This window comes from Microlunatus kandeliicorticis, assembly GCF_014137855.1.
Lineage (GTDB): Bacteria > Actinomycetota > Actinomycetes > Propionibacteriales > Propionibacteriaceae > Microlunatus > Microlunatus kandeliicorticis.
Window position 1 is genome coordinate 575674 of sequence record NZ_JACGWT010000003.1, and the last position, 20846, is coordinate 596519.

The 20846-nt window shown below is 71.0% G+C and carries 21 protein-coding genes; 9 read left to right on the top strand and 12 right to left on the bottom strand.

Going from position 1 to position 20846, the window contains the following annotated elements; genetic code table 11:
- The first annotated feature begins 10 nt into the window (after positions 1-10).
- Complete coding sequence (locus FHX74_RS11775; RefSeq protein WP_182560297.1) at positions 11-1219, top strand: hypothetical protein; 1209 nt, start codon at positions 11-13, stop codon at positions 1217-1219.
- On the opposite strand, the gene FHX74_RS11780 is transcribed toward FHX74_RS11775, so the two are convergent.
- Complete coding sequence (locus FHX74_RS11780; protein ID WP_182560298.1) at positions 1212-1862, bottom strand: alpha/beta hydrolase-fold protein; 651 nt, start codon at positions 1860-1862, stop codon at positions 1212-1214. The genes FHX74_RS11775 and FHX74_RS11780 overlap by 8 nt on opposite strands.
- A gap of 119 nt (positions 1863-1981) precedes the next feature.
- Between FHX74_RS11780 and FHX74_RS11785 the strand changes: the two genes are divergently transcribed.
- Complete coding sequence (locus tag FHX74_RS11785) at positions 1982-2587, top strand: GNAT family N-acetyltransferase (protein ID WP_182560299.1); 606 nt, start codon at positions 1982-1984, stop codon at positions 2585-2587.
- A gap of 43 nt (positions 2588-2630) precedes the next feature.
- Positions 2631-4004, top strand: a complete 1374-nt coding sequence (locus tag FHX74_RS11790; protein ID WP_220483771.1) for a chloride channel protein — start codon at positions 2631-2633, stop codon at positions 4002-4004.
- Positions 4005-4116: 112 nt separating this feature from the next.
- On the opposite strand, the gene FHX74_RS11795 is transcribed toward FHX74_RS11790, so the two are convergent.
- Together FHX74_RS11795 and FHX74_RS11800 are read right to left on the bottom strand one after the other, a co-directional pair.
- The gene (locus tag FHX74_RS11795; protein WP_182560300.1) at positions 4117-4584 is read right to left on the bottom strand and encodes a hypothetical protein; all 468 of its coding nucleotides are present in this window, start codon (positions 4582-4584) and stop codon (positions 4117-4119) included.
- An 85-nt stretch (positions 4585-4669) separates the two neighbouring features.
- Entirely contained in the window at positions 4670-5692 is a 1023-nt protein-coding gene (locus FHX74_RS11800) for a DUF4037 domain-containing protein (protein WP_220483772.1), read from the bottom strand.
- Positions 5693-5827: 135 nt separating this feature from the next.
- Between FHX74_RS11800 and FHX74_RS11805 the strand changes: the two genes are divergently transcribed.
- Positions 5828-6181, top strand: coding sequence for a YciI family protein (locus FHX74_RS11805; protein ID WP_182560302.1), 354 nt, complete (start codon positions 5828-5830; stop codon positions 6179-6181).
- A 27-nt stretch (positions 6182-6208) separates the two neighbouring features.
- Here the strand turns inward: FHX74_RS11805 and FHX74_RS11810 are convergent, their stop codons facing one another.
- Positions 6209-6607, bottom strand: a complete 399-nt coding sequence (locus FHX74_RS11810) for an ArsR/SmtB family transcription factor (RefSeq protein WP_456238305.1) — start codon at positions 6605-6607, stop codon at positions 6209-6211.
- 81 nt (positions 6608-6688) lie between these two features.
- On the opposite strand from FHX74_RS11810, the gene arsM reads away from it, so the two are divergent.
- From arsM to FHX74_RS11825, 3 genes are all read left to right on the top strand, one after another.
- The gene (arsM, locus tag FHX74_RS11815) at positions 6689-7462 is read left to right on the top strand and encodes an arsenite methyltransferase (protein WP_182560303.1); all 774 of its coding nucleotides are present in this window, start codon (positions 6689-6691) and stop codon (positions 7460-7462) included.
- A gap of 98 nt (positions 7463-7560) precedes the next feature.
- A complete protein-coding gene (gene arsB, locus FHX74_RS11820; protein ID WP_235970665.1) occupies positions 7561-8592 on the top strand; it encodes an ACR3 family arsenite efflux transporter in 1032 nt (343 codons plus the stop codon).
- Positions 8589-9011 (top strand): arsenate-mycothiol transferase ArsC, encoded by a 423-nt coding sequence (locus tag FHX74_RS11825; RefSeq protein WP_182560304.1) that lies wholly within the window; start codon positions 8589-8591, stop codon positions 9009-9011. The genes arsB and FHX74_RS11825 overlap by 4 nt, the downstream gene beginning before the upstream one ends.
- 19 nt (positions 9012-9030) lie before the next feature.
- On the opposite strand, the gene FHX74_RS11830 is transcribed toward FHX74_RS11825, so the two are convergent.
- The 3 genes from FHX74_RS11830 to FHX74_RS11840 are packed head-to-tail and all read right to left on the bottom strand — an operon-like array spanning position 9031 to position 12325.
- Positions 9031-9981: a carbohydrate ABC transporter permease gene (locus tag FHX74_RS11830; protein ID WP_182560305.1), complete on the bottom strand. Its 951-nt coding sequence runs from the start codon at positions 9979-9981 to the stop codon at positions 9031-9033.
- Entirely contained in the window at positions 9978-10895 is a 918-nt protein-coding gene (locus tag FHX74_RS11835) for a carbohydrate ABC transporter permease (RefSeq protein WP_328823781.1), read from the bottom strand. Before FHX74_RS11835 ends, FHX74_RS11830 begins: the two co-directional genes overlap by 4 nt.
- Entirely contained in the window at positions 10892-12325 is a 1434-nt protein-coding gene (locus tag FHX74_RS11840; RefSeq protein WP_182560306.1) for an extracellular solute-binding protein, read from the bottom strand. The genes FHX74_RS11835 and FHX74_RS11840 overlap by 4 nt, the downstream gene beginning before the upstream one ends.
- Before the next feature lie 274 nt (positions 12326-12599).
- Between FHX74_RS11840 and FHX74_RS11845 the strand changes: the two genes are divergently transcribed.
- Both FHX74_RS11845 and FHX74_RS11850 read left to right on the top strand, forming a co-directional pair.
- Complete coding sequence (locus FHX74_RS11845; RefSeq protein WP_182560307.1) at positions 12600-13382, top strand: helix-turn-helix domain-containing protein; 783 nt, start codon at positions 12600-12602, stop codon at positions 13380-13382.
- A 90-nt stretch (positions 13383-13472) separates the two neighbouring features.
- The gene (locus FHX74_RS11850) at positions 13473-14342 is read left to right on the top strand and encodes a phytanoyl-CoA dioxygenase family protein (RefSeq protein WP_182560308.1); all 870 of its coding nucleotides are present in this window, start codon (positions 13473-13475) and stop codon (positions 14340-14342) included.
- A 4-nt stretch (positions 14343-14346) separates the two neighbouring features.
- Here FHX74_RS11850 and FHX74_RS11855 read toward each other — a convergent pair whose 3' ends face one another.
- The 5 genes from FHX74_RS11855 to FHX74_RS11875 form a co-directional block, all read right to left on the bottom strand.
- On the bottom strand, positions 14347-14904 hold the full coding sequence (locus FHX74_RS11855) for a uracil-DNA glycosylase family protein (protein WP_182560309.1): 558 nt from the start codon (positions 14902-14904) through the stop codon (positions 14347-14349).
- Between the two features lie 157 nt (positions 14905-15061).
- The gene (locus FHX74_RS11860) at positions 15062-15418 is read right to left on the bottom strand and encodes a VOC family protein (RefSeq protein ID WP_182560310.1); all 357 of its coding nucleotides are present in this window, start codon (positions 15416-15418) and stop codon (positions 15062-15064) included.
- Between the two features lie 140 nt (positions 15419-15558).
- Entirely contained in the window at positions 15559-18357 is a 2799-nt protein-coding gene (locus FHX74_RS11865) for an alkaline phosphatase family protein (RefSeq protein WP_182560311.1), read from the bottom strand.
- Between the two features lie 43 nt (positions 18358-18400).
- Positions 18401-19753 (bottom strand): ABC transporter permease, encoded by a 1353-nt coding sequence (locus FHX74_RS11870; RefSeq protein WP_182560312.1) that lies wholly within the window; start codon positions 19751-19753, stop codon positions 18401-18403.
- On the bottom strand, positions 19750-20799 hold the full coding sequence (locus tag FHX74_RS11875) for an ABC transporter ATP-binding protein (RefSeq protein ID WP_182560313.1): 1050 nt from the start codon (positions 20797-20799) through the stop codon (positions 19750-19752). Before FHX74_RS11875 ends, FHX74_RS11870 begins: the two co-directional genes overlap by 4 nt.
- Positions 20800-20846: the final 47 nt, after the last annotated feature.

Genomic DNA, 20846 nt, shown 5'->3' on the forward strand with positions numbered 1-20846 from the left:
CCCACCCAGCATGAGCGCCCGCCAGCAGGAGCTCGCCGCGGTCGTCGCCGAGGCGCGCCAAGCACTGACCGCAGACGCCGGTCGGCTCTGGCGACTCGATGTCCAGGAGCCCCGGTGGATCCTGGCTGACGGAGATGTCTGGTGGTTGTCCGAGAGCCTCACCGGCGCAACGACCGACGGGCTGGTTCCGATCAGGGCCGATCCCGCGATGTTCGCCGCCGACACCGCCATCAGCTGGCAGGAACGAATCTGGGCGATGGTCGACTGTGGCGAGGGATTCCCGACTCCACGTCGCCTGCTGCACGAAGCGTTCCACGCCTTCTGGCAATTCGAGGGTTGGAAGGACGACGAGCCGATCGAGGCGGGCGAGCCCATCCTCGACACCGCTGACGGACGAACGCTCCTGATCATCGAGCTGCGCGCGTGGGCGTCGGCTCTCGAGAGCGGCGACCCGAGGGAGGCCGCCGCCGCTGCCACCATCCGTGCGCATCGGCGTCGGAACACGTCAGCCGCAGAACTGCGGCGGCAGGACCACCTCGACGTGTGGGAGGGGCTCGCCGAGTACAGCAGCTGGCGATGGACGCGGGCACGTCGGGCCGAGGTGGTGGCTCTGGCCCGCCGCGGTGCTGAGGGTGAGTCGTGGTCCCGGAGCTTCTGCTACACCACGGGACCGGTGCTCGGCTATGCGCTCGACCGATTCGTGAGCCGAGGACTCGACTGGCGATCACGCCTTCTCCGAAAGCACCCGCTGCAGTCGCTACTCGACGACGTGCTCGGCGGCGAGGTCACAGCAGCGCAACCAATGCTCGACCAGTTCGGTTTCACGGAGGTCCTGCGCACAGAGCGTGCCAGTGAGCAACGCCGAGCCGCGCACGATCAGGCTGTCCGCAACCGCTTCGCCATGGCTCTGTGGGTGCGGCTGCGCGGCGCGATCCGGTTCCGGCCGACGGAATCGCAGCAGTGGGAGCTCGGGACCTTCTACCGGACCTTGCACACGCGGAGCCCCGAGTTGGTGGTGGACGCCCACGAGGGCGCTCTGGTGACCGGGGACTGGGCGTGGGTGGGACTGCCCTGCCCCGTTCGACCACTGCAGGACAGCCGGACCCTCGACGGGCCGGGCTGGACCCTCGCTTGGACGGAGCTGCCGCAGTCGACTTTCTGGGGCCCGGCACCGCCGACACCCGACTCCGCAGATGATGCTGACCGGCCGCTCAGCTGACGTCGTTGTGAGCACGAAAGGCCCAGGCCACCATCCGCGGGAACTCCTCGGCCCAGAACGGATCACCATGATCGCCAGCGCGGACGGTCATGGTCACCTCGGCATCGGCGTCACGGAGCGCGTCGGCCCAGCGCTGGGCGTTGTCGGCGAAGAACGGCTCGCGATCGCCCGCGGTCAGGTAGGTCCGCGGCAGCGTCTCCGGCCACGTCGAGGGTGGTCGGTATCCGCCACCAGGCGATGCTGCCAGGACAGCACCGAACACGGTCGGGTGTCGGACGCCGAGCGCCAGCGCGAGCTCGGCGCTCGCCGACACTCCGGCGACGGCCGTCCGCTCGGCCGGCAGCTCGATCCCCAGTGCGGTCCGTGCCCATCCGCGCACCTGGTTCAGGAAGAAGTGCTCGTGTCGGAGGAAGCGCTCCGGCTCGATCGTCGGTGAGTACTCGCCGATCCTGATCATCTCGTCGCCGGTCGTCCGGTGCGCGCCGATGATCATGGTCGATCGGAGACCGGCGGCGACCAGACGGTCACCACAGGGGACGATCACCTGGCCGTCCCCGCAGAAGACCACGGCCTCCACCGGGTCCGGCGGCACGTGCACACTCACCTGACGCCCGCCGTCGTAGTCGAACGTCTCGGTGATCACCGGTACACCATCGACGTGGTCTCCATCGACTCACTCCCTTTTCGCACCCTCGATCACCCTGTCACGGGTCTGCACGAACTCGCTTGCCAGGTCGCACGACGACTGGTGAGACTTCGCCCGTGACGACCGTCGAGACACCGCGCCTGGTGCTGCGGCATCCCTGTCTGAATGACGAGGAAGCCATGGTCGACGTCTGGACGGACGCCGCGGTCGCTCGCTTCATGGACGATTTCGGCCCGCGGACCCCGACCCAAGTCGCCACCTGGTTACGCGAGGTGTGCAGGACGCCCGAACCACACGCCGGCGATCGCCCGGGAGCTGTGCAGTTCAGCGTCGTCGAGCGGACGAACGACGTCTGCGCAGGCTGGCTCGGACTGGGCGAGAGCACCCGCTGTGTAGCGGAGTGGGACTTCGGCTATGCGCTCCGGCCCGGACGACGCGGTCTCGGCTTCATGGGCGAGGCGCTCGACGCCGCTATCGCTGCCTGCCGCTCGAGCTTCGGCATCGAGACGTTCTGGGGAGAGTGCCACGCCAGCAACGTCGCGTCTGCGGCCACCATGCTGGCCGCCGGTCTGACCGAAGTCGAGTGCGGTGACGTCGGCAGTCGGCGCTTCGTCACCCACCCCGACCTGACCACGGGCCAGGAACTCCAGGAGAAGCGACATCGCCACCCCGCGATCCTCAAGACCTCGGTCGGCGATGCGGGCCCGCTGAGCCACGCCTGAGCGACTCGGAGCGGCATGCGGGACCCCGTGAGAGAACAGGACGGTGACTGGTCCTCGGCAGCGTGTCCCGGCGCCGGTGATCAAGAAGCGGCTGCCGTCCGGCCTCGGCGCCATGCTGCAGCCCAACGCCACCGGCGACGGCGAGGCCCGGCTCACGCCGAAGTTCTGGCTGATGGTCGCGCTCACCGGCGTGGCCACCGGCCTCTTCGGCGACCTGATGATGTGGATCCTGTTCACGGTCCAGCACCTGGCCTTCGGCGTGACCGGGCGCGGCGGTGGCTTCGAGGAAGCGGTGACGCGAGCCGAGGGGTGGCGCCGCGTGCTGCCCCTGCTCGTGGCCGGGGTGGTCGGGGGGATCGGCTGGTACCTGCTGCGCCGGTTCACCCCGGGCCGCAAGTCCGAGGTCGATGACGTCCTCTGGACCGGCGAGGGACGACTCTCGTTCCGACGCAGCCTGGGCACGTCCACCCTCTCCGAGATCGTCATCGGACTCGGCGCCTCCCTCGGCCGCGAGTCCGCGCCCAAGCTGATGGGTGCGGTCTCGGGCAGCCTGATCGCCGAGTGGACGGGACTGTCCGCGGCGCAACGACGGCTGCTGGTCGCCTGCGGGGGCGGGGCCGGTCTGGCCTGCGTCTACAACGTCCCGCTCGGAGGCGCGCTGTTCACCGCCGAGGTGCTGCTCGGTGCGGTCAACCTGCCGGTCATCCTGCCCGCGCTCGCCTGCTCGGGGATCGCGACCGTCGTCGCCTGGCTCTACCTTCCCTCCGGGGTCACCTATCCCGACGTGCCCGCCTATCGGTTCTCGCTCCGGCTGCTCGTCTGGGCGGTGCTGCTCGGCCCGGTCGTCGGGTTCGCCGCGGCGGGTTACATCCGGTTGATCGGTTGGGTCTCGCACCACCGTGCCCGCGGGGCCTGGTCGCTGGTCGCGCCGTTGGTCGCGTTCGCCGTCCTCGGTGCACTGTCGCTCGCCCTCCCACAGCTGCTCGGCAACGGCAAGCCGATCGCTCATGACGCCTTCCTCGGCCAGGGCACCCTCCTGCTGCTGGCCTGTCTCGCCGTGCTCAAGCCGCTGGTCACCGCCCTCTGCCTCGGCAGCGGCGCCTCCGGCGGTCTCTTCACACCGGTGCTCAGCACCGGTGCCGCGCTCGGCGGTTGCCTCGGCCTGCTCTGGAGCCTGCTGTGGCCGGGGAGCCCGCTCGGGGCCTACGCGATGATCGGCGCGGCGGCGATGATCGGCGCCGGCATGCAGGCGCCGTTGGCCGCCCTCGCTCTGGTCCTCGAGCTCACCCACAGCGGCTTCGGCCTGATGGTCCCCATGATCATCGCGACGGTGATCGCCACCGCGGTCACCCGCTGGCTCGACGGCTACTCGATCTACACCGCCCGGCTGACCGCCCCCGTCAACGTGCAGGTCTGACGGGAACGCCCTTCGACAGGCTCAGGGCACCGTTTCGTGCCTTCGGGCACCGCTCGAGCCCTTCGACAGGCTCAGGGCACCGCTCAGGTCCAAGCGACAGACGCCCGGGCGATCAGCGCGCGGCCGTCGGCGCCGACGGCGCCGGGCGTCCCGGCCAGCCGCCCGCGTCGAGCACCTCCACGGTCCGGCCACGCCGGGCCACCGGGGGGTTCGTCGGTGCGGTGGCCAGGGGTGAGAAGCCGGCCGCCCGGATCACCGCGTCGGCCTCGCGGAGCTGGACGACGAGCCAGCGGTGCGCCAGCCGGTTGCCGAGCTGGCGGGTGGCCGACATCGTCTCGTCGACGTCGAGCAGCCGGAGGATGCGGTCGAGGTCGCGGCGCAGCCGGTCGCGTCGCGCCAGCGCAGCCAGCAGCAGCTCCGCCGGGGTCGGCGCGTCGGCCGCCTCGGCCCGGGCGCGCAGCCAGACGGCGAGCCGGGTGCTGTCGCGGTCGAACCGACGCCGGACGACCGGGATCGAGGCGAGCACGCGGGCGACGACCAGCACGGCGAAGAGGACCGCTCCGGTCACCTCGGTCACCATCGCATCACCACCCGGAATCGGCGCGTCATCGCGTCCGCCAGCAGAGGCTCCACCGTAGCGCCGGCACCCCTCCAAACGGGATGCCTCAGGCCGTGCCGTGTGCGCAGAGCGCGCGGATCGCGGCCCGGTGCTGCGGCGCCCACAGCAGGTCGCGGACCCGGTCGACGCCGCTCAGCGGCGGCCACTGCGCCATCAGGCTGCGCACGGCCGGGTCGGTGATCTCCGCGGTGAGCAGCGACGGGTAGTCGGCCCACGGCACCGTGAACGGGCGGTCCCACATCCGCACGGTCTCCAGCGGGAGCGGGTCGACGAGCTGCAGCCGGTCGAACGCCGCCGCGACGACCGTGTATGCCTCGCCGAGCGCCTCCTGGCGTTCGGTCCAGGCGGTCGCAGCGACCGCCCGGTCGAGGTGCGGCCCGAGCGAGCCGGCGATCTCGAGCCGCGAGAACGCGGTGCCGAACCACTTCCGGTACGGCGCGTGCCGGCGCTCGATGAGGAACGCGAGGTGCATCAGGTCGGCGACGATCCCGCCGGCCATCACCGCCGAGCCGAGCTCGTCGCCGGCCCAGCCGCTGCGGCCGACCAGGTTGAGCTCGGGGTGCACCCGCCACCACCCGGCAGCCAGCAGATAGAGCCAGACGTCCCGGGGATACCAGGCCAGACGGTCGCGGACCTCGCGCAGCCCGATCTCGTCGTGGTGCACCACCCCGCCGGTGAGGGCGGCCAGCCGCAGCGTGGGCAGGCTGAGCCAGTCGAACGCGTCCCAGTCCTCGTCGATCTCGAGAGCGAGCTGGGCGCGGACGTAGCCGTCGAGCGTGGCGACCTCGACCGCGGTCGGCACCTCGCCGAGCGCCGACGGCACCGCCTCGGTGATCATCGACCGGACCCCGTCGACCTGGTCGGCGGCGTCGGGATCGAGCAGCACCGTCACCCGGGCCGTCCAGTCGTGGTCGGTCGACATCGCGTCGTCGAAGCCGAGCACCTCCGACCCGCGACCGAGCAGTGCGGCGGCGTAGGGCAGGTCGGGCCGTCCCCGGTCGAGCAGCGGTTGCACGCCCGTCCGGAAGAACTCCTCGCTCAGCGCGATCCCGCTGGTCCGTTCCGCCACGAGCCGCTCCTCCGCGTCGCTGATCGAGTCCCCGACCATGGTGCCCGATCGGATGCGCGATCATGTCGAGACCGTCCTCCCGGCTCCGTCCCCACGGTGAGGGCGCCATCCGGGCACCCGAGGAGAGGACGACCCATGCCGCAGTACGCCGTGCTGATCTACGCCGAGGACTCCGCCCACGCACCCGACGCCACCGCCGAGGACACCGCCTCCTGCGACGACCACGCCGACGAGCTGGTCGCCGCGGACGCGATGGTGCTGGCCTATGCGCTCACGCCGCGGGCGATGGCCACCGCCCTGCGCGACGGGTCGACCCGATCCGAACCGTTCGTCCCCGATGCACCGGTCGTCGCCGGGTTCTACGTCATCGAGGCCGACGACCTCGACGCCGCGCTGGCCGTCGCCCGCACCAATCCGGTGCTCCGCGAGGGCGGCGGGGTCGAGGTTCGACCGGTTCACAGCGGAGGGATGGTCGAGCGCCGCGGCTGAGGGCTCCGAGGCGAGCGGCGCGGAGCCTCAGCGCGCGGGACCGGTGGCGATCGAGGCGGCCAACCGGTCCAGCGTGTCCCGGCGGAGCGCGTAGTAGGCCCAGCGGCCGCGCTGCTCGCGGGTGAGGATCCCGGCGTCGACGAGGATCTTGAGGTGGTGGGAGACCGTCGGCTGGCTCAGCCCGACCGGCTCGACGAGGTCGCAGACGCAGGCCTCGCCATCATCGTGCGCCGCGACCAGCGAGACCAGCCGCACCCGGGTCGGGTCGGCCAACGCCTTGAACCGCGCCGCGAGCAGTTCGGCCTCACCGGCGTCGATCACCTGGTGGGCGTCCACCGGCGAGCAGCAGTCGAGGACGTCGAGCGACGTCCGCGAACCGGCTGCGGGACGCTCGGCGACGCGAGGAACGGCAGGCACGGCAGGCACGGCCCCAGCCTCTCACACGCATTGACAGACGTCGATGCGTTCGAGTAGACATCCATCGACAGACGTCGATAGGAGCAGCTGATGGGCGAACGCACCGCGGACGACGCCGACCTGGTCGAGCGGATCCGGACCCGCTACGCGACGGCCGCGACGACGGTCGCCGCACCGGTGCCCGGTCCGGCGAACGCGTCCTGCTGCGCGCCGCAGCCGGTGGAGGGCGACGAATGGTTCGGCAGCGGCCTCTACGACCAGCGCGACCGGTCCGCCCTGCCGGTGCGCGCTGTCGCAGCGAGTCTGGGCTGCGGCAACCCGACCGCGGTGGCCACGCTGACCCCGGGCGAACGGGTGCTCGATCTGGGTTCGGGCGGCGGGATCGACGTGCTGCTCTCGGCCCGTCGGGTCGGCCCGACCGGTTTCGTCCACGGAGTCGACATGACGACCGAGATGATCGAGCTGGCCCGCGCCAACGCCGTCGAGGCCGGCGTCGACAACGTCGCCTTCCACCTGGGGACCATCGAGCAGGTGCCGCTCGCCGACGCCTGTGTCGACGTGGTGATCAGCAACTGCGTGATCAACCTGTCGGTCGACAAGCCCCGGGTGCTCGCCGAGATGTACCGGGTGCTGGTGCCGGGCGGCCGGATCGGGATGAGCGACGTCGTCGCCGAGGACCACCTCAGCGTCGAGGACCGGGCGGCCCGCGGAGACCACGTCGGCTGCATCGCCGGGGCCCTCTCCCGTCGCGAGTACCTCGACGGCCTCGCCGCCGCCGGCTTCGTGGACGCGTCGGTCACCTTCACCCACGCGGCCGCCGACGGGATGCACGCGGCGATCGTCCGCGCCGTGAAGCCGGCGTGACCGCCCGGTCGCGCACGGGCACGGACACCGGGGACACCGCCCCGACGGCCGCAGGCCCGCACCCGTCGGGCGCTGTCCCGGACCCCGCCGGTCGACGGCTGTCGCTGCTCGACCGCGGACTGCCGGTCTGGATCCTGGCGGCGATGGCGCTCGGCCTCGCCCTGGGCCACGGAGTGCCCCTGCTGCCGGCCCTGCTCGACCGGGCGCGGATCGGATCGGTCTCGGTCCCGATCGCCGCCGGCCTGCTGATCATGATGTACCCGGTGCTGGCCAAGGTCCGCTACCGCCACCTCGACCGGGTGCTGACCGACCGGCGGTTGATGATCACCTCGCTCGTTCTCAACTGGCTGGTCTCCCCCGCGATCATGTTCGCCCTGGCCTGGTGGCTGCTGCCCGACCTGCCCGAGTACCGCACCGGACTGGTGATCGTCGGGCTGGCGCGCTGCATCGCGATGGTGCTGATCTGGAACGACCTCGCCTGCGGCGACGGGGATGCCGCCGCCGTGCTGGTGGCCGTCAACTCGGTCTTCCAGGTGGTCGCCTTCGGCGCGCTGGGCTGGTTCTATCTGCAGGTCCTCCCCCGCTGGCTCGGGTTGCCGACCACCTCGGCCGACTTCTCGGTGGTGACCATCACCGTCAGCGTGCTGGTCTTCCTCGGCATCCCGCTGCTGGCCGGCTTCCTGACCCGCACCGTGGGTGAGCGGCGCCGCGGGACGGAGTGGTACGAACGGCGGCTGCTGCCGCGCCTGGGACCCTGGGCGCTCTACGGGCTGCTGTTCACCATCGTCGTGCTCTTCGCCTTCCAGGGCGAGCGGATCCTGGCCCGGCCGCTCGACGTGGCGCGCATCGCGCTGCCGCTGCTGGCCTACTTCACCGTGACGTTCGCCCTGGGGCTGGTGCTCGGACGGCTGCTGCGGCTCGGCTATCCCCGCACGACCACGCTGGCCTTCACCGCGGCGGGCAACAACTTCGAGCTGGCCATCGCCGTGGCCATCGGCACCTTCGGGGTCGCGTCGGGGCAGGCGCTCGCCGGCGTCGTCGGGCCGCTGATCGAGGTGCCGGTGCTGCTCGCGCTGGTGCACGTGGCCCTCGCCCTCCGCTCACGGCTCGAACCGCGGAGCGCGACATGACCGCGGGCCGCCCGCCCGGGGTGCTCTTCGTCTGCGTCCGGAACAGCGGCAAGTCCCAGCTGGCGGCGGCCCTGATGCGGGCGCGGGCCGGCTCGCGGATCGCCGTGGCCTCGGCCGGCACCGCTCCGGGCACCGCCCTCAACGCCCTGAGCGTGGCCAGCCTGGCCGAGCTCGGGCTCGACGTCGGCGACGAGCACCCCAAGCCGGTCACGAACGAGCTCCTCGCCCGCGCCGACCTGGTGGTGGTGCTGGGCTCCGAGGCACGGCTCGACTCCGGCGAGGTGCCGCAGCGGGTCTGGGTGACCGACGAGCCGTCGGACCGCGGGATCGACGGCATCGAGCGGATGCGGCTGGTCCGCGACGACATCGCCCGCCGCGTCGAGGCGCTGGCGGACGAGCTACTGTCCGCCAACCTGTAGCTTGCGACCTCGACGGCGCTCAATCACCGTAGTGGATCCGCCGACGCGACAACCGGAACGTGATCACGGTCAGCGCCATGATCAGCAGCAGGAGGACCCAGGCCTGTGCCGAGGCGTAGCCCATGTTGAAGTTCTGGAAGGCCGTTTGCCACAGGTAGACCGCCACCATCAGCGTCGAGTCGGCGGGCGCGCCCGTTCCTCCGGTCATCACCTGCACCTCGGTGAACAACTGTAACGCGTTGATCAGGCTGGTGATGCCGACGAAGAGCATCACCGGGCTGACCATCGGCAGCACCACGTGCCACATCCGGCGGAGCGCTCCAGCGCCGTCGATCTCGGCAGCCTCGAGCAGGTCACGGGGTACGTCCTGCAAGGCGGCCAGATAGATCAGCATCGCCGTACCAATCCGCCACAGGCTCATGATGACCAGCGCCGGCTTGGACCAGCTCGGGTCGGCCAGCCAACCAGGACCGTCGATGCCGACAGCCTCGAGCACCGAGTTCACGACCCCGCTGCGCGGATTGAACATCCACAGCCAGATGATCGCCGTGGCAACCACCGGTGTGACGCTCGGCAGGAAGAACGCCGTCCGGAAGAACGCGCGGAGGCGGATGCGCTGGTTGAGCAGCATGGCCAGGCTGAGCGCCGCCACGGTCTCCAGGGTCACCGCAAGCACGGCGTAGAAGATACTGTTCGACACCGCGGTCGCGAACCGCTCGTCACCGGCCAGCTGCGCGTAGTTGGCCAGCCCCACCCACCGGGGCGGTTCGAGGGTCGAGTACGCGGTGAAGCTGTAGAAGAGCGACGTGACGAACGGATAGACGCCGAAGGCCAGCAGTCCGATCAGCCACGGAGAGACGAAGGCCAGCCCGAGGAACGTGGCCCGACGTCGCCGACGGCGATAGCCGGAGCTGTGGTGAACGGCGGTGGCGCGGCGCATCGACCGCTGCACCGGGGCGAGGGCCGTCATCCCTTGAGCCCCGACAGCGTGACACCCTCGATCAGTGACTTCTGGGCGAGGAAGAACAGGACCACGATCGGCACCACGCTCATCGTCGTCCCGGCCATGATCCAGGAGAAGTTGGAGAACCCGTAGGTCGACTGCATCGAGGCGATGCCGAGCGAGATCGTGTACTTCGACGAGTCGCTGAGATAGATCAGTGGGCCGAAGAAGTCGTTCCAGCTGGCGATGAACTGCAGCAGCGCGACCACGACCACCGCGGGGCGGACCAGCGGGAGGGCCACCTCGAGGAAGATTCGCACCTCCGAAGCGCCGTCGATCCGAGCCGCGTCGGCCAGCTCCGGTGGGATCCGCCGGAAGAATTGACGGAGCAGGAAGACGAAGAAGGCGTTTCCCAGGAAGGTCGGGACGATCAACGGTAGGTAGGTGTTGATCCAGCCGAGCTGGGCGAAGATCGTGTAGAGCGGGATGAAGGTGACGAAGGCGGGAAGCATCAGCGTGGCGATCAACACCCCGAAGAGGATGTCCCGACCCGGCCAGCGCAGGCACGCGAAGCCGTAGGCGACCACGGTGTTGGAGAGCACGCAACCAATCACGGATGACACGGTGATGATCACCGTGTTGCCGATGTAGCGCAGGAATGGCACCTGGCGGAACACCTCGGCGAAGTTGTCCCAGCGCAGCCGTTCGGGGATCCAGACCGGCGGCCAGGCAGCCAGTTCGTCCGGGCTCTTGAGCGAGGTCGACAGCATCCAGGCCCACGGCGTCAGGAACCCGATCGCGCAGACCCCGAGCACGGCGTAGACCACGACCTGGCGTGCCGGGTGCCGGCGAACGCCGCGGATGCGGCGCTCCGCGGGGTCTCGCCTGCCCAGCGGCACTGCCGGTGGCGAGTCCCGCGCGTCGAGGGTTCGGACGGTCACGCGTGCTGCTCCTTCCACCGCGCGAGATCGGTCTGGGCGTCGCTCTGCACCTTGGCCAGCGCCTCCTCGAGCGGGACCTGCCCGAGCCTGACCTTCTCGAACTCGGCGTCCAGCGCCGACGTGTACGTGCTGCTGGTCGGGATCTTCGGCGGGTAGAGGTAGTAGTCGGCATGCGCCAACTCGTCGAGGAAGATCGTGTCGTAACCTGGGCAGCGGGCGATCACCTTCTGGCGGAAATAGGCAGACCGGTCCACCTGGGTCGAGGTCGGGCCGTTGACGCACTGCCAGGTCGTGAACAGCTTGGAGTAGAGATCGACATCACCGGAGATGCCGGTGAGCTTCTGCGCCAGCTGCCAACCGGCGCCCGGGTCCTTGCCCCGGCTCGGGAACACGAAGCCGTCACCGTAGGTGTAGATGCCGCGCTTGGTGACTCCGGCGGGCTTCGGGAAGGGCCAGACCGTCCAGCTGAAGCCCTTCGGCGCGTAGCGCAGGATCGAGTCGTACTGCCAGGGTCCGGTGAGCGTGGTGGCCTGGATGCCCGCCAGGAAGGGGTCCTGGTTTCCCGAGCGCTCGCCACGTCCCTGCAGCGACGCGACGTAGTTCTGCATCTTCTTGCGACCCATCGACGACCAGAAGTCGTCGATCCAGCGCCCGGCGGACACCACTCCGGGATCGGTGGTCGTGATCGTGTTCCCGTCCTCGGACACCAAGCGTCCCAGGAACCGGCCGGTGACGACGCTGAGGTCGGTGGTGCTGCCACCGAGGACCTCGATCTCACCTCGCGAGTCGAAGGTCGTCATCTTGCGCCACGCCTCGGCCAGCGCGTCGAGGTCCTCGGGCGGCGAGTCGGGGTCGACACCGGCTTTCTGCGCGAGCGTCCGGTTCACGAAGACGCCCCAGCACTGGGACCACATCGGGACGAAGTACGTCTTGCCCTCGAAGCGACCGAGCTCTCGCAGCCCCGGGGTCATCCAGGAGTTCATCCGGTCCAGCTCGGCCGGGGTCGCGATGTCCTCCACGGCGACCAGCGCCTGCCGCGCGGCCAGCTGGTAGGACAGACCGGCACCGAAGACGATCGCCGCGGACGGCGCTCGATTGGCGTTGACCGCGGCCAGAAGCTTCTGGGTCATGTCGCCGGGCACGACGACGTGCTTGGCCACCACCGCGGTCTGGCTCCGGTTGTAATCGGCCAGGATCGACTCGATCTGCTTCGCTGCGCTCTCGGTCCAGCCGCTCCACAGCTCGATCGGCACCCGGGCACCCGGGGTCGGGCCGCTGACGTCCTCCTTGGTGGGCGCGTTCGGGGCGAAGCACCCAGCGGCCGCAGCCACGGTCGAGGCCAGGGCGCCTGTGAGCAGGGCTCGGCGGCTGAGCGGGGAGCGCAGCGGCGACCACCCAGGCGGAGGGACGGCGGACAGCGGGTCGGACATCGTTGTTCCTTCCTGACGGGAGCCGCCCACTTAGACTTCCGCGACGTCGGACGATCTCTCGGACGACCCGACCCACGGGCTGGTCCGAGAGTCCGGAACCTCCACCTGGCTGCGACTCTGGCCTTACTATCGAGCGTGCGTGCAGACCCAGGAATGGACAATCCGGGAGGACTTGTTGGACTTTCGCACTGCCGTTGAGGACGCTGCGCGGCGGTCGGGTGAACAGCGGCAGCCGCTCGGGCTGGACACCGACAGCGCCTACTTCACACCGACGGTGAGCCACCGGCACCTAGGTCTCTACGCCCTCGGTGTGGGCTGGCAGCGCGGCGCTGCGGTCCCGATGCGTGGTCGGGTGCTCGACTCCTATGCGGCCGTCCTGATCACCCGCGGCCGCGGTGCCCTGGACACTCCGCGATCGGGTCCGATCACGCTGGAGTCGCCGGTGCTCTTCTGGCTGTTTCCCGGGCTGGCGCACACCTACGCGCCGGACAGCGCGGGCTGGTCGGAGCAGTGGCTGTTGTTCGACGGCTTCAGCGCTCGGTCCTACGAGGACCTCGGCTATCTCCGTCGCGAACGGCCCGCGGTGACGCTCGGCGCGGAGAGCAGCCAGGAATCGATCTTGACCGCGATGATCGGCCTCGCGACTCGCTCCGGACCACGCACCGAGGTGGAGATCGCCGCCCTGACCCATCAGCTCATCGTGGCCGGCGGCCAGCCGGACGACACCGGCGACCACGCCGACCGACTGGTGGCCGAACTACGTCGCAACGCCTGCCAGGACGTCAGCATGGCGACGCACGCCCGGCGCCTCGGCGTCACGCTCCCGGCCCTGCGCACCGCCGTCCGCGACCGCACCGGCTCCTCGCCCAAGGAGGTGGTGCTGCAGGCACGAGTGAGCCAGGCGAAGTCGCTGCTCGCTCAGACCGACATGCTCGTGTCGCAGGTCGCTCACGAGGTCGGCTACGACGACCCCGCCTACTTCTCCAGGATCTTCACCCGGATGGTCGGCACCCCACCGGCCAGCTTCCGACACCGCCAGCGGCGCCACGCGCAGTAGCCCGCCCTCCCCGGTCGGCACGACGTTTGTCCAACAGATCGGACGGTTCCGTCCAAGGTGGTCCGCAGATCCGGCCGAGATAATCGAGCCGTGCTGACCTCCAACGGCTACCGCCTCGACGAGAGCACGGACCGCCTCGGTCCGCTCGAGCCGGTCCCCGACGACGAGCGCGGGTCGCGCGAGCGATTGCGAGCCCGCCTCGACGAGCACGGCTACCTCTACCTGCGCGGACAGATCGACCCGTCGGTGGTCACGGACTTCCGCGCGCACTACTTCGGGCGGCTGGCCGCGACCGGACTGGTCCGGACCGACCGGCCGGCCGTCGACGGCATCGCCGCTCCGGCGGACCGGCTCGACCGAGCCGCCCTCCGGCACACGCTGTTCTCCGAGATCGTCCCCGGCCCCGCGTACGCGGCGCTGTGCGGGACGCCGCAGGTCCGCGACTGGTTCGCCTGGTTCCTCGGCGGTGACGTCCACCTGCACCGGCGCAAGATCATCCGGCACACCCGGCCGGACGAGCACCGGGACGCCCGGACCCAGGGCGTCGGTGCTGCGACCCAGGCGCACTACGACCTGGTCTATCTGCGCCAGGGCAGCGATCACGTGCTGTCGATGTGGATCCCGCTCGGCGACTGCCCGCGGACGCTCGGCGGCCTGGTCTATCTCGAGGGCAGTCACCACCGGGTCCGCGCCGAGGAGGCGGCCGGCACCCGTCGGCCCGCCGCCTCGATGACCGCCGACCTGCCCGCGCTGGCGGACCGCTTCGACAGCCGTTGGCTCTGGGCCGACTACGCGGTCGGCGACGTGGTGGTGCACACCGCGCACACCGTGCACGCCGCACTCGACAACGTCGACCGGGACGGGCGGCTGCGGCTCTCCACCGACATCCGGTACCAGCGGGCCGACGAGCCGATCGACCAGCGCTGGCAGCACGACTGGCACGACCGCGACGGCCTCTGACTGCTCAGCCCGGACGCCGGGCCTCGAGGTGGTCGAGGAAGTCGGCCAGGTCGGTCCACAGCGCCATCCGCAGCGCCAGCGGCATCCCGTTGTTGGCTCCCGACGGGCCCGGGAGCACGAACCCGGGGACGCCGGCGACCGTCCAGTCGAGCTCGCCGTAGTCCTTCGGCAGCCGCTCGCGGGCGCCACGGGCGTACCAGATCGCCGCGGTCTTGCTGACGAAGGCGACCGCCCGCGGGGCTGCCGCGCGGATCGCCCGGTCGAACGGCTGGAGGTGGATCACCGCCTCGGGCTCCTGACCCGCGCGCTGGACCCGCTCGAGCACCAGGTCGGTGAGACTCACCCCCAGCTCGGGCAGGCGCTCGACCCGGTCGGGGTCGAGCAGCTCAGGCACCAGCCCGCTGCCGTGGAGCAGCTCGTAGAACCGGTTGCCGACACCGGCGTAGTAGCGGTCGGGACGCCGGCCCCGGCCCACCGTCCCGGCGATGACCAGCCGCAGCCCGGGCCGGAGCAGGCTGCGGTCGGGCTCGGTGCTCCGGCTGCCGCTGGCGGATGGACTCATGATCGGGTCCATCTCAGCAGACCGCACCAACGGCCCGGCGCCGAGGCGCTTCGACAGGCTCAGCGCACGTGCTCGCGCTTCGACAGGCTTCGCGCTTCGACAGGCTCAGCGCACGTGGCTGCGCTTCGACAGGCTCAAGGAACGTGGATCAACCCGCTCACCCGACGCAGAGACAGAACGGGTGTCCGGCGGGGTCGAGGAACACCCGGAAGGTGGTGCCCGGCTGGTGCGGGTGCTTGGTGGCACCGAGCCTCAGCACTGCGGCCTCGGCCTCGTCGAGGTCGTCGACCGTGACGTCGAGGTGCAGCTGCTGCGGGCGTTCCTGGCCGGGCCAGTCGGGCGGGACAAAGCCGTCGACCTGCTGGAAGCCGATCGAGTCGCCGTACTCGGCCCGGATGGTCGCCCAGTCGCCGTCGGACTGCACCGGCCAGTCGAGCAGCGCCCCGTAGAAGGTGGCGAGTGCGGCGGGGTCGGGACAGTCGAGGACGACCTGCGGGAAGCGTGCGATGGCCATGCGCCGAGCCTCCCACCGACGGCAGACAGTGCGGGTTCTGAGGCACGCAGCACACGCTTCGACAGGCTCAGCGCACGGGTCGGCGCTCTGACAGGCTCAGCGCACGTCCGATCCGGTGCCCTGAGCCTGTCGAAGAGCGGTCAGTGGTCGCCGTCGACCCCCGGGATGTTCGCGCCGGGGACGTCGTCCGGGGCGTAGATCTTCGAGTCACCCGGGTAGGGCTTCTTCCACTGGTGTGTCTGGTACCAGGTGTAGCGGTTGAACTGCTCGGGGTGGGCGTAGTCGGGGATAGCGCCGTTGCCGGTGAAGTGCTGCTGGTTGCTCCAGTCCTCCCACGCCTTGGCGACCTTCTGCTGCGCGGTCGGGACCGCCACCGCCTGCTTCTGCGCGGTGCGGACCTTGGCGGCCGCCGCCCCGGTCCGGCCGAGCGTGTCGAGCCCGCAGGACGGCGGGGTGACCACACCCTCGGTGAGCGGGATCTGGTTCGGCACCGCGGTGAACGGCTTGGTGTCCGGCTTGCTCGTGAACGCGCCGTACATCGGGGTCGCGGCGGCCACCCGCTGGTTGAGCGGCTGGGCCCCGAGGATCTGCTCGATGGTCCGCACCATGGTGATCTGGCTGTAGTAGGTGTCGACCACCCTGCCGTGCTGGGCCCACGGGCTGATCACCTGCACCGGTGCGCGATGCCCGTCGACGTGGTCGGCGCCGGCCTGGCTGTCGTCCTCGACGACGAAGATCGCCGAGCTCTTCCAGTAGGCGCTGTGCGAGATCTCGTCGACGATCTTGCCGACCGCGAGGTCGTTGTCGGCCACCTGCGCCTCCGGATCGGCGGTGCCGCCGGTGTGGTCGCTCGACAGCCAGAACATGTTCAGGTCGGCCGGACCCTGCTGCTCGAACTCCTGCTTCCAGATCTGGTAGCGGTAGAGGTCCGGGATCGCGGTGTCGAACTGCGGCGCGTCGTGGTTGGAGATCGCGTTCAGCGACGGGATCGGTGACTGGTCGTCGACCCGGATCGACGGATCGGTCAGCTGGGCCGGGTCACCGCCGTTCTCGACGTCCTTGGCCGCGCAGTAGTACTGCTGCCAGGTCGCGCTCTCGGGCTTGTTCTCGAAGGCCATGAACTCGCCGAAGTTGCGGACGCTCTTGCCGGCCGCCTGCGCCGCGGTCCAGAGGAAACCCGAACGCTGGTGACCGAGCACGTCGTTCTCGGTGTCGTAGCTGCGGAGGTACTCGCCGGCGCTCGACTCGGTGTACTCGGGGTTGTCGCCCTGCATCACCCAGTTGTGACCCTCGGCGGAGTTGGTGCCGACGTCGTAGAAGTTGTCGTAGAGACCGAACTGCCGCTCGAGGGCGTGCTGGTTCGGTGCCGCCTTCTCGCCGAACTGGGCCAGCGTCGGGTCGCCGTTGCCACGCGGGTCGTCGCCGTAGACCTGGTCGTAGGTGCGGTTCTCCTTGACGATCAGGAAGACGTGCTTGATCGTCGACGGGTCACCGATCCGGGTGGGCACCGGCACGGGTTTGGCCTTCTTGCCCGTCGCCTGGGTGACGTCCTTGCCGGTCCAGCCGTTCTGCGCGAACACGGTGGCGGTGGCCTGGGCGATCTGCCGGTCGCTCGGCAGCGGGAAGCGGGTCAGCGAGGCCGTGGTGCTGTGGGTGCCGTGACCGCTGGCGAGCACCGTCCCCGGGCCGGTGTTGAAGTTCAGCTCCGGGCCGCGGGCGTCGATCCCACGGGTGTTGGTGACCACGACCTGGCCACCCGCCAGCGCGACGTCGGAGGGGTAGTAGTCGGTCGGCAGCAACCCGACGTAGTCGACCGGCTGCTGCGGATCACCCGAGTAGCGATAGACCGCGAGGGCGTTGGCCCGGGCCAGGGTGACCAGCAGGTGGCCGTCGGAGGTCAGGGCGATCGACGTCGGCGCGTACCCGACGTCGGAGGACGGCCACGGCTTGGTGTCGATGGTCTGGACGACGCGGTTCCGGCGGGTGTCGATCACCGAGACGCTGTCGTCGAAGGTGTTGGCGACGAACAGCGCGTTCCCCGCGACGGTCAGCGCCGTCGGGTGCAGCCCGACGGCGATCGTCCCGACGGTGGCCGACGGGTCGGCCGGGTTGATCACGCTGACGGTGCCGGTGGTCGAGGTGCCCAGCGTCGGGTCGGCCGGCACCTGGGTGCCGTAGGACTCGATGGTGGTGTCCCCGGTGGCCGCCGGGCGCCCGCCCTCGTTGCTGACGTAGAGCAGCCCGTTGACGAAGGCGAGCTCACGCGGGGCGGTGCCCACGCTCCAGGTGTGCTCGACGGTCCCGGTCGACGGGTCGAGCGCGGCGACCGCGTTCTGCCCGTTGAGCGGGACGTAGAGGGTGGTCCCGTCGGGTGAGTAGACCGACTTGCCCGGCAGCGCCGACTGCCCGGCGACCTGCTGGAGCGGGACCGAGACCCCGGTGCCGAGGGTGCCGTCGGCGTTGACCGGGAACCGCGTCAGGCCGTCGGTCTGCGGCAGCCAGAGGTACCGGCCGTCCGGCGAGAACGTCGGCCCCTCCTGCCCGACGCTGCCGTCGCTGAGCTTCTGGTTGACGCCGGTGGCGCTGCCGACCAGGTAGATCAACTTGAAGCTGGTCAGGTCGAACATCTGCAGCACCACGTTCTTGTCGGTGCTGCTGGCGGCCAGGAAGCGGCCGTTCGGGCTGACCGTGGATCCCATGATCTTGCCGAACTTGGTGACCAGCCGCTGGCCCTGTGGGGCCAGCGTCTGGTCGGAGGAGATCTGCAGGCCGCCGGCGTAGCTGCTGCCGACCTGCTGGCTGCCGAAGACCTTGGTGCTGCCGTAGGCGGCACCGCTGCCGACGACGGCGAGCGCGGCCAGGCCGACGGCGGTCAACCGGACCGGCCGTCCGGCCCGGACCCGGTGGGTCCGGGGCCGACGGAGACGGGTGACGTTCACGCGGGTTCCTTTCGAGGAGGGATGGAGCGTGGCGAGCGGAGGATCAGGAGCCGCCGAGCAGGTCGACGGAGCCGTCGAACTGCCAGAGGGGGTTGGGGGCGTCGCCGTAGGGCGCGCGGACCAGGAAGAAGCCGTTGACCTCGGTCGGGCCGTCACCGTCGGCCTTGTAGCGGCCGTCGGCGGTGACGTCGAGCTGGTAGATGGCCGAGCCGACCGCGGTGGCGCCGGGCAGGCGCCAGCTGACCACGCAGCGCCAGTCGTTGCCGGCGCCCTCGTCGGCCACCAGCGAGCCGCCCTTGTCGCAGGTCGCCGTGGTCTGCAGCTGCGCCTCGGTGACAGCCGGTCGGTGCAGCTCGTCGGTCTGCAGCCGGTAGAGGTGTCCGTACGCGGTGGCGAGCGAGCGCTCGAGCTTCGCCTGGCTGATCCCCGAGCCGGACGGGGCGATCCAGCTGATCACCAGCGCCGCGACCGCGCTGACCGCGGCGAGCGGGAGCAGCCCGGCGATCACGAACCGCCGGCCCGACCCGTCGTGGGCCAGGTCGGCGAAGTTGCGGCGGACGAAGATCAGGTACGCGGCGACGGTGGCCGCGAGGGCCCACGCCAGCGCGACGAGCACGCCGGTCACCAGCGGGCCGGTCTGGACCGGTGCGGTGAAGAGCCCGCGCCATGCGACGAAGGCCCCACTGGGCAGCGCCAGCCGGACGGCCAGCGGGATCGGCAACAGCTGGAGCACGGCGACCAGCACCGCGAGCAGCGCGGGGACGGCGAGCCCCATCGGCGAGCGCCCGAGCGCCACCGAGCCGAGCAGACCGACGGCGGCGAACGCGGCGGTCGGCGCGAGCACGCACAGCCAGGCCAGCAGGTAGCGCCCGGCGACCTCGTCGGGCGGCAGGGTCTGGCCCGACAGCCCGACCAGCGGCCGGTTCCCGACCGCAAGCAGCCCGCCGACCACGCCGGAGACGGCCAGCCCGGTGACCATGATCACGATCACGACGGTGCTGGCCAGCGCTTTGGCCGCGAAGATCCGGCGGGGTGAGCGCACCGCGATCATCAGGTGGCGCCAGGTGCCCAGCCGGTCCTCGACCGCGAACACGTCCCCGGCGAACAGCGAGGTGAGCAGTGGCAGCGCCCACTCGCAGCCGAACGCCAGCACCACCAGTCCGCCGGACCAGCCGGTGGCGTTCATCCACCGGCCGAACACGGTGTCGGAGGGCAGCAGGCTCTGCCGGCCGACCACTCCGGTGATCACGGCAGGGGCCAGCCAGCACACGATCAGCAGCACCCGTGCCCGCCAGCTGGCCAGCAGCTTGACCAGCTCGAACCGGACGCCGGCGGCGACCGGAGCCGGGCGGGCGGCGACGGTCTGCGGGCGGGCGGGCGTGACGAGAGCGTTCATGCCGGCTGGCCGGTCAGCAGCTCGGAGCGGTCACGGTGACCGTGGTGATCATCGCCCGGACGGCCCTGGTGATCATGGACGTGGTCGGCGCCCCGGTGATCATCCGACGACCCGGTGAGGGCGAGGTAGGCCGCCTCGAGCGGCGCCACCACCGGGGCCAGCTCGCGGACGGCGATCCCCGCCTCGACCAGCCGACGGACGAGGGCGTCGAGGGCCGGGTCGGCTGCCCGCACCACCAGGGTGTCGGGCGCGGGAGCCCGGTGCGGGTCGTCCACCAGGACGAGCCCGCGGACTGCGCCGGCCAGCGTCCGAGCCGCGTCGGGGTCCGTGGTGCGCAGCCGGTAGTCGAGGGCGCCGTGCGCGGCCGCGAGGTCGGCCACCGGTCCGGTGAACACCACCCGGCCGGTGGCGAGCAGGGTGACCGACGAGCAGAGCGCGGCGAGGTCGTCCATCCGGTGGCTCGACAGCACCACCGCGGTCCCCTGCCCGGCCAGCCGGGTGAGGGTGCGGTGGACCTGCCGGGTGCCGGTCGGGTCCAGCCCGTTGGCCGGTTCGTCGAGCACCAGCAGCCGCGGCCGGGTGAGCAGGGCGGAGGCCAGCCCGAGCCGCTGACGCATCCCGAGCGAGAAGCCGCGCACCGGGTCGTCGGCCACCTCGGCCAGCCCCACTTCGTCGAGCACCTCGTCGATCGTCGCCTCGACCGCCGACCGCCGGCCGGGACGCAGCCCGCGGAGCGCGGCCAGCGCACGGAGGTTGCGCCGCGGACTGAGCGACGGGTAGAGCCCGGGCCCGTCGACGAACCCGGCCACGCCGTCCGGGACACCGAGCGCCCGACCGACGGTGACGCCCAGGACGGTCAGCTCGCCGCGGTCGGGGACGGCCAGTCCGAGCAGCAGCCCGAGCAGCGTGGTCTTGCCGGCGCCGTTCGGACCGATCAGGCCGTGCACCGCACCCGCGCCGACGTCGAGATCGACGCCGTCGAGGGCGACGACCTCGCCGAACCACTTGCCGACCCCGCGTGCCCGGACCGCCTGGTCCCGCTCCATCGACTCCCGACCTTCCCTCGCGCTGGCTACCGCTGAGGAAAGCTAAG